This window comes from Maribacter sp. MJ134, assembly GCF_003970695.1.
Classification (GTDB): Bacteria; Bacteroidota; Bacteroidia; order Flavobacteriales; family Flavobacteriaceae; genus Maribacter.
In genome coordinates this window covers 2290050-2304788 of sequence record NZ_CP034570.1, presented here as the reverse complement: position 1 = coordinate 2304788, position 14739 = coordinate 2290050, and the positions used below count along the sequence as shown (strand labels likewise).

Below are 14739 nucleotides of genomic sequence, written 5' to 3'. Positions count from 1 at the left end.
AAGAGTATGAAAAGAAGAGATTTTATACAGCAAAGCAGTTTGGCCACTAGTCTTTTAATGGTGCCTAACTTTATTAAGGCTTTTGAGGGTTCTATTCTTAATGAACGTAGTTTTAAAAAATTGGTAATTGTTCAGCTTTCCGGTGGTAACGATGGTTTGAACACCATCGTGCCATACACGAATGATGTATATTATAAGAGCAGGCCTAAAATTGCTATTAAGGCATCTGAGGTCCGCCCAATAAACAATACTTTGGGGTTTCATCCAGGTCTTCTACCAATGCAGCGACTATATGATAAGGGTTATCTTTCCATTATTAACAATGTTGGCTACCCTAACCCCAGTCGTTCCCATTTTAGGGCAACGGATATTTGGCATACGGCCAGTGATAGTAATGATTATTTGACATCGGGATGGATTGGACGCTTCATAGAGCAAAACGGGAAAAAACCATTTTCTGCAATTGAAATAGACGATAGCCTCTCCCTAATGCTCAAAGGAAGGGAAATAAACGGAATAGCTACTAAAAATCCAAAGTTGCTCCATAACAATATGAATACACCCTACTTTAATAAAGTGCTAAAACAGCAGACGGATAGACATCTAAGTGAGCACAATTTGGGTTATTTGTACAAGACGATGATTGAAACAAAATCATCTGCCAAGTACATCTATGAAACTTCTAAAACTGCCAGAGCCAAAATAGAATATCCTCAAAATCCATTTGGGAAACAATTGAAAACCACGGCCGAGTTCATTAATTCTGGATTAGAGACAAAGGTTTATTATGTGTCCATGGGAGGTTTTGATACACATGCCAATCAAATTAACTCCCAAGCCAGATTACTGGATGTTTACAGCAAGGCTATGGAAGTCTTCGTAAAAGATATTGATGAACAAGGGAATCTAGAGGATACCTTGATATTAACTTTTTCGGAATTTGGAAGACGCGTAGAACAGAATGCCGCCAACGGAACGGATCATGGCGCGGCAAATAATGTATTTGTTATTGGGAAAAACCTGAAAAAACCCGGATTATATAACGAAGCTCCTAATTTGGACGATTTGGATACGAATAAGGATCTTAAATATTCTATTGATTTTCGCTCAGTTTACGCCACAATACTCTCAAAGTGGTTGAAGGTAGACACCAAAGAAATTTTAAATTATAAAGGCGAAATCTTAGATTTCATTTAGAGCCAAAGAGCCAAAGAGCCAAAGAGCCAAAGAGCCAAAGAGCCAAAGCTATGTTGATTTTTGAATAGGTCTTAGCTAAGTGAGGAAAATAAAAAACCTCTCAAAAGAGAGGTTTTCCTAAAGTAATTTTTAATCGATAAACAATTGTTTAAAATTGATTTTAGATTAGTCCAATTAAGGACATGAAGGTTCCTACCGCAACGACAGCCAAAAAGGCGTTCATCGCAATAATTAGAACGGATAGATAAGAATCTACCCCTGTTTTAAATGATAAATCTTTCATAACATTACCTACTTTAAAGTTATAATTTTCAAATTAGATATTGTTGGTGGTCTGATTTAATAAATGTTGTAAAATCTTACAATAATGTGGTAAAACCGTATATTTTTGTGGTTTGAACAAAACGAAATACGCTTTTTAACGACAAAACTTGGATTTCATCGAGCTGGGACTACTTAGCTTGTTTAGATTTGAATAAAAAAAGCACACTTGTCCAAAAGCATGCTTTTTAGTAATCTTTAGAATATTTTAGAGTAGTTCGCTTTTCTATATTACGCCCAAGAAATCCAATATCAATGCTATCGGAATGGCTACTAGAATACCAACTAAGCATGCAATCATTAATTTTAAAAAACCATTAAGGAGTCTAACTCCTGATGTAAGTTCCTGTTCCATAATCATATAGTGTTGTTTCGTCTAATATATGGATTATGAAATTAAGTTCTTCGAAAAAGCATTTTGAAATCGACCAAACGCCTAAAAGTCGCTATGAAGTAAAAAATAGCTACAATTCTTTATAATCACAATAAAGTTGAATGACTATTTTGATAAAGGTTCTGAAACTTCGTTTTTTTCAGGGAAATCTAAATCGGTTGCGATTCTGGGTTTTAGGGTGTCCCTGGATTTTTGCTTTTTAGTTTTTTTAATGGGTTCGTGTAGTATGGAATCTTTTCGTTGATCTCTAAGTGGTATGTCACTGCCCTTTTTTTGATTCTCGGCTGGAGACTTTTGACCAGATTTTGATGTCGTCTCCCCGCAAGAGAAAAGGAATAGTAGGGCAACCATTAGCATAAGGTTCTTGGGCAATTTCATAAGCGAGTATATTGTCTACTTTAATAAAGTACGTATACCATCCATTATTCGGACGCTCGCTCCTTTATTCTTTTCAATGTAAGTACTGTTTATTTGACCCAATTCAGCGCTTTTATCCTCGCTTGTAATAAGCATTTCAGCGATTGAACAAAACTCACGCTTATTGGAAACAGGTAGAACACCTCCCAGTTCTACCAGTTTTTCCGCTTCTAGAAAGCCGTTGTAATTAGGACCTATGATAACCGGTACACCAAACACGGCGGGTTCCAAGGTGTTATGTAGGCCAGTCACGAAGCCGCCGCCCACGTAGGCAATATCCGCATAACTATATATTTTGGTCAAAAGCCCTATAGTGTCTATAATAAGTACCTGGGTTGTTTTTAAATCTATATGCTCAATTTCGGAAAATAGCACTGTACTTTTGGTAATGGAAGCTTTTAAGTTTGATATATGATTCCTTTTGATATTATGTGGTGCAATGACAAACTTTGTTGTGGAGGGCGAGGTATTCATGAAATCCACTAGTACTTCTTCGTCTTCCGGCCATGTACTTCCTGCTGCAAAACAAGTATAATTTTTAGAAAAACTATTCATGAACCCTAGATTGTTATCGCGTTCCAGTATTTCGGAAACCCTGTCAAACCTCGTATCGCCGCTAATATCCGTGTTGGTTAACTTAATGGATTTCAGTAGTTCTTTGGATACACTATCCTGTACATAGAAATGGGAAAAATTACCTAAACTCTTTCGCATAAAACCTCCATGAGCTTTGAAAAAGATTTGTGATTTTCTGAAAAGCCCCGAAATAAGTACCGCGGGTATTTTTCTTTTGCCCAATTCAGCAAGGTAGTTGGGCCATATTTCATACTTAACAAAAACAGCAAGTTCAGGATGTACGGTGTCTAAAAACTGAACGACTTTCTTCTGGGTGTCCATTGGCAAATAGGTTACCACATCTGCCGCTTTTGTATTTTTCTTGATTTCATAACCGGAGGGGGAGAAGAAGGTCAACACTAATTTATGGTCGGGATATTCCAATCGTAACCGTTCTAGAATAGGTAATCCTTGTTCATACTCACCCAAAGATGCCGCATGTAGCCAAATAGTTTTGTCCGTCTCATTAATATGCTTTTTTAGTGTTGCAAAGGTTTGTTTCCTTCCTTTTACAAAAAGCGAGAGTTTTGTGTTAACCAGCGCTAGTAGTTTTAGCAGCTGCCAGGTGATGGAGACGACAATATTATAAATTGAAAGCAAACTCTTTTATTTGAAGCTAAATTACGTTTCTTTCCAGAAATTCATTGTCAGACGTTTCGTATTTTTGTGGTGCTTCACCTAATGTAGAAAAATGAAAAAAATTCAAATGGTAGACCTTGGTGGTCAATACCAGGAAATAAAAGAGCAGGTTAACGCCTCTATCGCCCAAATTTTGGAAACATCAAGCTTCATTAACGGGCCAGAGGTACACTCCTTCCAAAAAGATTTGGAAACTTATCTTGGCGTGAAACATGTTATCCCCTGCGCAAACGGAACGGATGCTTTGCAGATCGCTATGATGGGCCTAGGTCTGGCTCCGGGCGATGAGGTCATCACTGCGGATTTTACCTTTGCGGCTACCGTTGAGGTGATTGCCTTATTACAATTAACTCCGGTTTTGGTAGATGTAGATTTGGACACCTTCAATATTAGTATTGATGCCATAGAAAAGGCCATTACCCCAAAGACCAAGGCAATAGTACCAGTGCATTTGTTCGGACAATGTTCTGATATGGATGCCATTATGAGTTTAGCCAAAGAACATGATTTATTCGTAATTGAGGATAACGCACAGGCAATTGGCGCTAAATATCGTTCAAAAACAGGGGAAAAGGCTATGGCAGGTACTATAGGTCATGTTGGTGCAACATCATTCTTTCCCTCTAAAAATTTGGGTGCCTATGGTGATGGAGGTGCTATTTTTACGAATGATGACGATTTGGCACATACACTGCGGGGTATCGTAAATCACGGAATGTACGAGCGTTACCACCACGATGTGGTCGGAGTTAACTCTAGATTAGATTCTATACAAGCGGCGGTACTAAGGGCTAAGCTCCCAAAGTTGAATAGTTATTGCAACGCCAGACGAGCTGCTGCAAGGAAATATAATATGGCTTTTGCAGGTAGGACCAACATCATAGTACCTAAAACTGTTAATGGTTGTGATGGTATTTGTGATGTTTGTGATTGTCACGTTTTTCATCAGTATACCTTAAGAATTACGAATGGTAAGCGAGACGCTTTAGTGGCACATTTAAATGAGCACGGTATTCCATGCGGAGTGTATTACCCCATTCCCCTGCACAAACAAAAGGCTTACGTAGATGAGCGATATCAGGAGGAAGATTTCCCTCATACGAACCAATTGGTAAAGGAGGTTATTTCATTGCCTATGCATACGGAACTTGACGATGAGCAGTTAAACTATATTACGTCTAGGGTTATCGAATTTGTAAATGGCTAAGCCAGTTTAGTGTATATATTTGGCACACCTTAAAAATAGTACATGAAAATATTAGTTACAGGTGGACTCGGATTTATAGGTTCACATACGGTTGTAGAACTACAGAGCAAAGGTTTTGAAGTCGTTATTATAGATAATTGTTCTAATTCTAGTGAGTCCGTTTTAGACGGAATCACTAAAATCTCTGGGAAAACTCCCATATTCGAAAAACTGGACCTTAGGGAAAAGGAGAAAGTCAGTGATTTTTTTAAAAGACATCAAGATATTAAGGGTGTTATTCATTTTGCTGCTTCAAAGGCGGTAGGGGAAAGTGTAGAAAAACCACTATTGTACTATGAGAACAATATTGGCACCTTAGTTTACATCCTTCAAGAACTAAGTAAAAAGGAAAAAGCAAGCTTCATCTTTAGTTCTTCTTGCACGGTATATGGCCAAGCCGATAAGATGCCGATAACAGAAGATGCTCCCGTAAAGATTGCGGAATCTCCTTATGGTAATACAAAGCAAATGGGTGAGGAAATCATCGCGGATACTTGCAAGGTTACTCCCGGTATCAGTGCTATAGCTTTACGTTATTTTAATCCGATGGGGTCGCACCCTAGTGCCGAGATTGGAGAACTTCCTATAGGAGTTCCTCAAAATCTAGTGCCTTTCATTACCCAAACGGGAATTGGATTACGAAAAGAACTTTCCGTTTTTGGAGATGACTATCCGACTCCGGATGGTACATGTATCAGGGATTATATTTATGTGGTGGATTTGGCCAAGGCTCATGTAGTTGCCTTAGAAAGACTTTTAGCAGGTAAGAACGATGAGAATTATGAAGTTTTCAATGTGGGTACCGGAAAGGGCAGTTCGGTTTTGGAGGCTATTCAAAGTTTTGAAAAAGTCTCTGGCAAAAAATTAAATTATAAAATTGTTGATAGACGCCCCGGTGATATTACTAGTGCCTATGCGGACACTACAAAAGCCAATACCGTTTTAGGGTGGAAATCGGAATATACCTTGGACGACGCCATGAAATCGGCTTGGGTCTGGGAACAGAAGATACGAGATTGATATAGTTACGATCAAAATTCTGAATAAGGGAGAAATATGGTATATTTCTCCCTTATTTACTTTAATGCCAATTCGTATGAGAAATGCTATTCTATCCCTTTTACTGCTAATTGTAAATCTAGTGAGTGCTCAAGACACTTATCTACAATGTGGCAGTATTTACGATGTGTCCACTGGAAAAATGAATACGGAAAGAACAATTATAGTTTCCGGTTCTAAAATAAAGCGTATTGAAAATGGTTTTGTTTCAGGAACTGCTTCAGATAGGACTATTGACCTTAAAAATAGGATAGTTCTCCCCGGACTTATTGATATGCATGTGCATATAGAAGGTGAATATAACAAGGGAAGTTATATGAAAGAGTTTACCCAAAATGAGGCCGATATTGCTTTAGAGTCTACCGTATATGCGAAAAAAACACTCATGGCAGGCTTCACCACGGTCCGTGATCTTGGCGGTACAGGTGTAAATATCGCTCTAAAGAAAGCCATTAATAAAGGATTGGTAGACGGGCCTCGAATATTTACTTCAGGAATGGCTCTGGCAACAACAGGTGGACATGCAGACCCCACCAATGGTAGAAAGCGAGAATTGATGGGAGACCCTGGACCCAAGGAAGGGGTCGTGAACTCGATAGATGATGCAAAAAAAGCAGTGAGACAGCGTTATAAAAATGGTGCGGACGTTATAAAAATAACCGCTACAGGAGGAGTGTTGAGTGTAGCAAAGAGTGGTAATAACCCGCAATTTACTTTAGAGGAAATCCAAGCTATTACAAGTACGGCAAAAAATTATGGTTTTAGTGTTGCAGCACATGCGCATGGCGACGAGGGTATGAAACTGGCTATATTAGGTGGCGTAAATACCATAGAACATGGTTCTTTTATGAGCGAAGAAACTATGGCACTTATGGTCGAAAATAATTGTTATTTGATACCGACCATAAGTGCAGGAAAGCAGGTTGCAGAAAAGGCAAAAGAACCCGGATTTTTTCCGGAAGTTGTGGCGAGGAAAGCTTTAGAAATTGGTCCTATACACCAATCTACGATGGCAAAAGCTTATAAGAAAGGAGTGCCCATGGGTTTCGGAACTGATGCAGGCGTTTTTCCGCATGGCAAGAATGCCATTGAATTTGGTTATTTGTTAGAAGCCGGTATTCCTGTTAAAGAATCACTTAAGGCTGCGACCATTATAAACGCCCAGTTATTGGGGATGGAGAATGAACTGGGAAAAATTGAAGAGGGTTTTACAGCGGATATAATTGCTGTAGAAGAAAATCCGTTAAAAAAAGTTGGCACCCTCGAAAATGTAAGTTTTGTAATGAAGGAAGGCGTTGTGTATAAGCAATGATTTTTTAGATGAACATGAAGAAGGAAGTTTCTGAAAGTGTACATTTATTGAAAAAGGCTAATGAAAACCATCTTTACGGAAAATTGGTAGTGCAGCTTCAAAAAGATTTTGAACGGATAAATGTGCCAATAAAAATCCCTGATGGAATTAACGCAGAAGAACTAGAAACTACTCTTAATGAAAAAATCTATTTTTTGCTTATGGAGCGCTTTCCGGACTATCTCAATTTACTATACGCCATAGATATTCCGGAATCAGTCTTTGAAAAGATTGAAGTTATGGATGCGGTAGATGTTTCAAAACAAATTACATTTTTTATCTTGGAGCGAGAACTTCAAAAAGTAGAATTAAGGGAAAAATACAACTCCTGATTTTAAAAATATACCCTTACAAAGGGGAGCAGTGCATTGGCGTAAATGCTCCTTTCGTCGTCATATAGAATATCATAACGCAGGCCTACGGTAATATTATTGGTGCGGTAACCAATACCTAGAAATAGTGCAGGCGACCAATAATTATCTTTGATATCATCTGGAAATCCTTGTAATGTTCTGTTTATCCGTAGTTGTTCTAACTCGGCTGATAGTTGTATTTGCGGAATTGGATTGTAAAGCGACAAAATACTACCCCCATAGGCCAATAACTTATCTTCATTGAATTTGGCGTAGTTAAAATTTAGACTTATCCCAGTAGCAAATTGATTGTTGAAATTGTAAATAGCACTAGGTGAAACAGAGGCATTAAAGCCTCCGTTGGTAAATCCTAAACCAAGGCCCCCTCCAAAATTCACACGTCTCCAGAAATCACTTTTTTGACTCCCTAATTGTCCAAAAGAGAGCTGTACTAAAAGACAGACCGCCATGAATAAAAGTGTATTTTTTAGGCTCATTTTTATCGATTTTCGTTAGAAATTTCATTTTTCTCAATAATAGTGCGCAACTTTACTATAGATATCGTAAATGTTGTATTTTTGATTAAGTTTATTCTAAAGATACAGAAAGTAATTCATGGATAAATATTCCTTTTTAAATACTGCGCATACTTCTTTTTTTTCAGAACTTTATGACAAGTATTTGCAAAACCCCGACAGTGTAGAACCGAGTTGGAGAGCATTTTTTCAAGGCTTTGATTTTGGAATGGAAAGCTCTTTAGAAGAGTTGGACATTTCCGGTGATGACCGAGTAACCTCGGTTATTAACGGTCGTGAGGTTGAAATGCCAGAATCTCTGCAAAAAGAATTTCAGGTAATTCGATTAATCGACGGTTATCGTAGCCGGGGGCATTTGTTCACAAGAACTAATCCTGTTAGGGAAAGAAGACAATATGTTCCCTCTTTGGAAATTGAGAACTTTGGTCTAACAAAGGCCGATTTAGGTACTGTTTTTAATGCCGGAGATATTATTGGCATAGGCCCAAGTACCTTAGAGGCTATTATAAGTCACTTGACCAGAATTTACTGCGACGCCATCGGTGTAGAATACATGTACATACGCAAGCCGGAAAGAGTTAAATGGATTCAAGATTGGATAAACGTAAACGACAATCACCCGGATTTTAATGCAGACCGAAAGAAGCATATTCTCAAAAAATTGAATCAGGCAGTTTCCTTTGAAGGATTTTTGCATACCAAATATGTTGGTCAGAAACGCTTTTCACTAGAAGGGAACGAATCGCTAATCCCTGGTTTGGATGCCATTGTAGAGAGGGCTGCCGAGATGGGAGTAGAGCAATTTGTCATGGGTATGGCACATAGGGGACGGTTAAACGTACTCACCAATATTTTCGGAAAGTCCGCCAAGGATATTTTCAGTGAATTCGACGGAAAGGATTACGAGCAGGAGATTTTTGATGGTGATGTAAAGTATCATTTGGGTTGGACATCGGATAGAATGTCCGATAATGGGAATAAAATAAAGATGAATATTGCTCCGAACCCATCGCATTTGGAAACCGTTGGGGCAGTTGTCGAAGGTATTGCCAGAGCTAAACAAGATGCTAATTTTGCAGATAACTTTTCTAAAGTCTTACCTATAGTAGTTCACGGAGATGCTGCAATTGCGGGTCAGGGACTGGTTTATGAAGTGGTGCAGATGGCAAATTTGGACGGTTATAAAACAGGAGGTACTATTCATATTGTCGTAAACAATCAAATTGGTTTTACCACCAATTATTTAGACGCTAGATCTTCTACCTATTGTACAGATGTGGCCAAAGTTACGTTGAGCCCTGTATTGCACGTTAATGCGGATGATGCGGAGGCGGTAGTACATGCCTCGCTATTCGCCTTGGAATACAGAATGCGTTTTGAGCGTGATGTTTTTATCGATTTATTGGGTTATAGAAAGTATGGACATAATGAAGGTGATGAACCTCGCTTTACGCAACCAAAATTATACAAGGCCATCGCTAAGCACAAAAACCCCAGAGACATTTATGCCGAAAAATTGATAAGTGAAGGTGTTATCGATGATGGTTATGTTTCTGAATTGGAAAAGCAATATAAAGAAGCTTTAGAGGAGAAGCTGGAAGATTCTAGAAAAGAGGACAAGACGGTGATTACCCCTTTTATGGCAGATGAGTGGAAAGGTTTTTCCAATGTTAGGGAATGGGAGATGATGGATGCTGTTGATACCAAATTCGATAAAAAGAAGCTTACCGCTATTGCTAAGACCATAACCGAGCTACCGGAAGGAAAGAAATTTTTGAGAAAGGTCGAGAAGTTAGTTAGAGATAGGAAGAAAATGTTCTTCGAGACCGATAAACTAGATTGGGCCATGGGAGAATTATTGGCCTATGGTACATTGCTTGAGGAAGGTTTCGGAGTTAGGATGTCCGGACAGGATGTGGAAAGAGGTACTTTTTCACATCGTCATGCGGTCATGAAAGTAGAGGAGAGTGAGGAAGAAGTATTGCTGCTCAATCATCTGTCCGATAAACAGGGTAGATTTCAGATATACAATTCGCTTTTGTCAGAGTACGGCGTGGTAGGGTTTGATTATGGATATGCTATGGCCAATCCGAATACCTTGACCATATGGGAGGCTCAGTTTGGGGATTTCAGTAACGGAGCCCAAATTATGATAGACCAATACATATCTGCTGCAGAAGATAAATGGAAATTACAGAATGGCCTGGTTATGCTCCTGCCACATGGTTACGAAGGTCAGGGAGCCGAGCATTCTTCGGCTAGGATGGAACGTTACTTGCAGTTGTGTGCAAAAGACAACATGTATATTGCAGACGTTACCACTCCGGCACAGATGTTTCATATTTTACGTCGCCAAATGAAGGCCAATTTCAGAAAACCTTTAATCATATTTACACCAAAAAGTCTATTAAGGCATCCTAAGGCGGTGTCTTCCGCAGACGACTTGGCTAACGGAGCTTTTAAAGAAGTAATAGATGATGAAGGCGCGGATAAGAAAAAGGTTAAAAGCTTGGTCTTTTGTACTGGAAAATTTTATTATGATTTGCTTGCTGCTAGGGAAGAGCTGAATAGGAATGATGTAGCCTTGGTACGGGTAGAGCAGTTATTTCCTTTACCGGAACAAAAAATGAAGGAAATTACCGCAAAATACAAAAATGCGAATGACGTGGTCTGGGCACAGGAAGAACCTAGGAATATGGGGGCATGGAGCCATATTATGATGCACTATGCCGAGGCTGGTAGTTTCAGGGTGGCATCAAGACGTTTTTATGCAGCGCCTGCCGCAGGAAGTTCGGTGCGCAGCAAGGCACGGCATCAGCAAGTGATAGATTATGTCTTTGATAAGACCAAGGACAACATGACAAAACCAAAAAAGAAGTAGAATAAATCAAATTATAGGAAGAATGATTCTAGAAATGAAAGTTCCCTCTCCAGGAGAGTCCATAACGGAAGTTGAAATCGCGGAATGGTTGGTAGAAGATGGTGATTATGTAGAAAAAGACCAGGCGATAGCAGAAGTAGACTCGGATAAGGCTACCTTGGAATTACCAGCGGAAGCAAGCGGAACGATAACCTTAAAGGCTGAAGTAGGTGATGCGGTTGAAGTGGGAGCGGTGGTGTGTTTGATAGATACAAGTGCAGCAAAAGCAGATGATAAGAGCAGCAAGGCCGAAGCTCCAAAGGAAGAGGTTAAAGAAGAGAAGCCGGCCCCGAAAGCGGCACCTGCCGCAAAAGAGTCCTATGCTACGGGAAGTGCTTCGCCTGCTGCGAAGAAAATAATGGAGGAAAAAGGTGTGGACTCCAAAACCGTTAAGGGTACCGGGAGAGATGGCAGAATTACCAAAGAAGATGCGGTTAATGCCGTTCCGTCAATGGGTTCTCCGGTTTCTGGGGGAAATCGTGGTGAAACGCGGTCCAAACTCTCTATGCTTCGCAGAAAGGTAGCAGAGCGTTTGGTTGCGGCTAAGAACGAAACGGCAATGTTGACGACTTTCAATGAAGTAGATATGTCTCCAATCTTTGCTTTGCGAAAAGAATATAAAGAAGCTTTTAAAGAGAAACACGGGGTTGGATTAGGCTTTATGTCATTCTTTACAAAGGCGGTTGTCAGAGCATTGGAAATGTATCCTGCTGTGAATTCAATGATAGACGGTAAAGAAATGATTTCTTATGATTTTTGTGATATCAGTATAGCGGTTTCAGGTCCAAAAGGGCTTATGGTTCCCGTAATACGAAATGCCGAGAATTTATCCTTTAGAGGAGTGGAATCAGAAGTGAAACGACTGGCTATTCGTGCAAGAGAAGGAGAAATTACCGTAGATGAGATGACCGGTGGTACGTTTACCATAACTAATGGAGGTGTGTTTGGTTCCATGTTGTCCACTCCAATAATCAACCCGCCTCAAAGTGCCATTCTTGGAATGCATAACATTGTGGAAAGACCAATAGCTAAAGATGGTTTAATAGCAATAGCCCCTATCATGTATGTAGCTTTATCCTATGACCATAGAATTATTGATGGTAAGGAATCTGTGGGCTTTCTAGTTGCTGTTAAAGAGGCCTTGGAAAATCCAGAAGAATTATTGATGGACGGTAATGTGAAGAAAGCTTTGGAGATGTAAAAAACATTCTTTATCATAAATTATAAAAGCCTTTTCCGAATATGGGAAAAGGCTTTTATATTATGCTAAGGGCAAAACGAACTATTTTATCTTCTTGAGATATACATTTTTTTGATGGTAATCGATTACGGCTTTTCCCTTTTTTAATACATCGGCACCTATTATACCGTCTACAGGAGCAGCATTTTGAGAGGTTAGGGCTTCATTGACATGGTTCAAATCAAAAAGTACAATCTTTAGCTTTTTCATCCTCCATTTACCAATTTGTATGTTGTTTTTTTTTGATAGCAGTGTTTTCATATTGGAAGCTCCTGCGCCTGCTGCCTTAATATCCGAGGATTTTGATTTCAGGTTAAAATACTCGATTTTATCAAAGCCTACGCAGGTGTTAGATGCTCCTGTATCTAAAATAAACCGGCCTTTTATACCGTTTATTTTGGCCGTTACCTCAATATGATTGGTGCCGGTGAGCTTTAAATTGGTTCTAATAAAATTCTTTTTCTTCAGGAATTTATATAATCTTGACATACGTCTTTCGATTTGCTTTTTAAAACAATGGTCCAGAATCTCTCAAATTCTTGACCGGACTTATAATTTAATCTGTAAAGATAAACCTATTTTTGCGGTATGATACTTACGGATACACATACGCATTTATATAGTGAGGCTTTTGATGATGATAGAGAAACCGTTATTGAAAACGCCATTTCCCAAGGTGTAGAGCGTTTTTTTATTCCTGCAATCGATTCTACCTACACCCAACGCATGATGGATTTAAAACGAACTTATCCAGAAAATATGTTTCTTATGATGGGTTTGCACCCTACCCATGTTAAGGAGAACTATAAGGAAGAGCTGGCGCATGTGGAAGAAATGATCACGGCACACGATTTTTGCGCCGTGGGGGAGATTGGAATAGATTTATATTGGGATAAGACATTTTTAAGGCAACAGCAAGATGCGTTCCGATATCAGATAAAATTGGCCAAGAAGCACAAACTGCCCATAGTTATTCACTGTAGGGAAGCTTTCGATGAAATTTTTGAGATTCTTGAAGAAGAGAAAGGAGAGAATCTTTATGGCATATTCCACTGTTTTACAGGTACATTGGAACAAGCCCAAAAAGCAATATCCTATAACTTTAAATTGGGTATAGGAGGTGTTGTCACCTTTAAAAATGGAAAAATTGATACATTCTTAGAAAAAATAGACTTAAGTCATATCATTTTAGAAACAGACGCCCCTTATTTGGCTCCTAAGCCTTACAGGGGTAAACGTAATGAAAGCGCCTATTTGCTACATGTACTGGAGAAGGTGGCGTTAATCTATAAAAAGGAGGAGGCAGAGATTGCTGAGATTACAACGAATAACTCAAAACTGGTCTTCGGGGTCTAACGTACTAAATTAGAGAATTATGGCCGCTAATGATAAAAACATCCTTTTGATTTATACCGGGGGAACCATAGGTATGGTCAAAGACTATAAGTCGGGAGCACTTAAGGCGTTTAACTTTGATAAGTTGCTGAACAACATACCTGAATTGAATCAATTGGACTGCAGTATAGATACGGTTTCTTTTGAAGCCCCTATTGATTCCTCTGATATGCAAATTTCAGATTGGATAAGAATTGTAGAAATCATTGAGGCTCACTACGATTCGCATCACGGCTTTGTTGTTTTGCACGGTAGTGACACTATGAGTTACACCGCTTCTGCCTTGAGCTTTTTGCTGGAAAACCTCTCGAAGCCGGTGATTTTGACGGGGTCACAATTACCGATAGGTGATTTGAGAACGGATGCCAAGGAAAATTTAATTACTTCTATTCAGATTGCGGCATTACAAGAAAGAGGCCGTCCGGTAATTAGAGAAGTGGGTCTGTATTTTGAGTACAAACTTTACCGAGGGAACAGAACAACCAAAATAAATGCCGAACATTTTCAGGCATTTGCTTCATTAAATTATCCGCATTTAGTTGAGTCCGGGGTGCATTTGAATGTTTTTAGGGAATATCTATTACCCCTTAAGAAGAACAATAAGATAAAGTTCCACAAGCAGATGGACGAAAATGTTGCTGTTCTAAAGATTTTTCCCGGTATCAATTTTCGTGTTTTGGATAGTATTCTTAGAACAGAGGGATTGCGTGTTCTTGTTATTGAAACGTATGGATCGGGAAATGCCCCTACCGAGGATTGGTTCATTGAGCGCTTAAGAGCGGCCATAAAAAATGGCCTTCATATAATCAACGTTACCCAGTGCTCTGGAGGTAGTGTGTTAATGGGGCAATACGAGACAAGTACACAGCTAAAAAAATTGCAAGTTGTTAGTGGTAAGGATATTACAACGGAGGCAGCTGTAACGAAGGCGATGTACATGCTGGGAAGTGATGTGTCCAACGCCCTGTTTAAAACGGTGTTCGAGACTGCTCTACGTGGCGAAATGCACTAAAATTAACCTGTTTAATTTCTTAAACCAATATTTTTTTTGTTATT

The 14739-nt window shown here is 39.2% G+C and carries 15 protein-coding genes; 9 read left to right on the top strand and 6 right to left on the bottom strand.

The annotated features are described in order from the left end of the window. Nucleotides 1-6 precede the first annotated feature (6 nt). Complete coding sequence (locus EJ994_RS10145) at nt 7-1197, top strand: DUF1501 domain-containing protein (protein ID WP_126592321.1); 1191 nt, start codon at nt 7-9, stop codon at nt 1195-1197. Between the two features lie 160 nt (nt 1198-1357). On the opposite strand, the gene EJ994_RS17720 is transcribed toward EJ994_RS10145, so the two are convergent. The 4 genes from EJ994_RS17720 to EJ994_RS10135 form a co-directional block, all read right to left on the bottom strand. Beyond that, on the bottom strand, nt 1358-1480 hold the full coding sequence (locus tag EJ994_RS17720) for a hypothetical protein (RefSeq protein ID WP_257212949.1): 123 nt from the start codon (nt 1478-1480) through the stop codon (nt 1358-1360). A gap of 264 nt (nt 1481-1744) precedes the next feature. Next, nucleotides 1745-1873, bottom strand: coding sequence for a hypothetical protein (locus EJ994_RS17715; protein WP_262707407.1), 129 nt, complete (start codon nt 1871-1873; stop codon nt 1745-1747). Between the two features lie 144 nt (nt 1874-2017). Next, entirely contained in the window at nt 2018-2290 is a 273-nt protein-coding gene (locus tag EJ994_RS10140) for a hypothetical protein (RefSeq protein ID WP_126592320.1), read from the bottom strand. Nucleotides 2291-2305: 15 nt separating this feature from the next. Continuing rightward, nucleotides 2306-3544: a 3-deoxy-D-manno-octulosonic acid transferase gene (locus tag EJ994_RS10135; RefSeq protein WP_126592319.1), complete on the bottom strand. Its 1239-nt coding sequence runs from the start codon at nt 3542-3544 to the stop codon at nt 2306-2308. A 91-nt stretch (nt 3545-3635) separates the two neighbouring features. Here EJ994_RS10135 and EJ994_RS10130 point away from each other — a divergent pair, with 91 nt between their 5' ends. From EJ994_RS10130 to EJ994_RS10115, 4 genes are all read left to right on the top strand, one after another. Beyond that, nucleotides 3636-4790, top strand: coding sequence for a DegT/DnrJ/EryC1/StrS family aminotransferase (locus EJ994_RS10130; protein WP_126592318.1), 1155 nt, complete (start codon nt 3636-3638; stop codon nt 4788-4790). Nucleotides 4791-4832: 42 nt separating this feature from the next. After that, nucleotides 4833-5849, top strand: a complete 1017-nt coding sequence (gene galE / locus EJ994_RS10125) for a UDP-glucose 4-epimerase GalE (RefSeq protein WP_126592317.1) — start codon at nt 4833-4835, stop codon at nt 5847-5849. Nucleotides 5850-5925: 76 nt separating this feature from the next. Further along, nucleotides 5926-7200 (top strand): metal-dependent hydrolase family protein, encoded by a 1275-nt coding sequence (locus EJ994_RS10120; RefSeq protein ID WP_126592316.1) that lies wholly within the window; start codon nt 5926-5928, stop codon nt 7198-7200. Between the two features lie 8 nt (nt 7201-7208). After that, nucleotides 7209-7571, top strand: coding sequence for a hypothetical protein (locus EJ994_RS10115; protein ID WP_241240760.1), 363 nt, complete (start codon nt 7209-7211; stop codon nt 7569-7571). 2 nt (nt 7572-7573) lie between these two features. On the opposite strand, the gene EJ994_RS10110 is transcribed toward EJ994_RS10115, so the two are convergent. Continuing rightward, nucleotides 7574-8089, bottom strand: coding sequence for an alpha-ketoglutarate decarboxylase (locus EJ994_RS10110; RefSeq protein ID WP_241240759.1), 516 nt, complete (start codon nt 8087-8089; stop codon nt 7574-7576). Between the two features lie 118 nt (nt 8090-8207). Between EJ994_RS10110 and EJ994_RS10105 the strand changes: the two genes are divergently transcribed. Both EJ994_RS10105 and odhB read left to right on the top strand, forming a co-directional pair. Further along, nucleotides 8208-11009 carry a 2-oxoglutarate dehydrogenase E1 component gene (locus tag EJ994_RS10105; RefSeq protein WP_126592315.1) on the top strand — a complete coding sequence of 934 codons (2802 nt, stop codon included), beginning with the start codon at nt 8208-8210 and terminating at the stop codon, nt 11007-11009. Nucleotides 11010-11031: 22 nt separating this feature from the next. Continuing rightward, the gene (gene odhB / locus EJ994_RS10100) at nt 11032-12249 is read left to right on the top strand and encodes a 2-oxoglutarate dehydrogenase complex dihydrolipoyllysine-residue succinyltransferase (RefSeq protein ID WP_126592314.1); all 1218 of its coding nucleotides are present in this window, start codon (nt 11032-11034) and stop codon (nt 12247-12249) included. 81 nt (nt 12250-12330) lie between these two features. On the opposite strand, the gene EJ994_RS10095 is transcribed toward odhB, so the two are convergent. Further along, complete coding sequence (locus tag EJ994_RS10095) at nt 12331-12777, bottom strand: retropepsin-like aspartic protease (protein WP_126592313.1); 447 nt, start codon at nt 12775-12777, stop codon at nt 12331-12333. A gap of 99 nt (nt 12778-12876) precedes the next feature. Between EJ994_RS10095 and EJ994_RS10090 the strand changes: the two genes are divergently transcribed. Next, entirely contained in the window at nt 12877-13644 is a 768-nt protein-coding gene (locus EJ994_RS10090) for a TatD family hydrolase (protein WP_126592312.1), read from the top strand. Between the two features lie 19 nt (nt 13645-13663). Next, entirely contained in the window at nt 13664-14695 is a 1032-nt protein-coding gene (locus EJ994_RS10085) for an asparaginase (RefSeq protein ID WP_099574131.1), read from the top strand. Nucleotides 14696-14739: the final 44 nt, after the last annotated feature.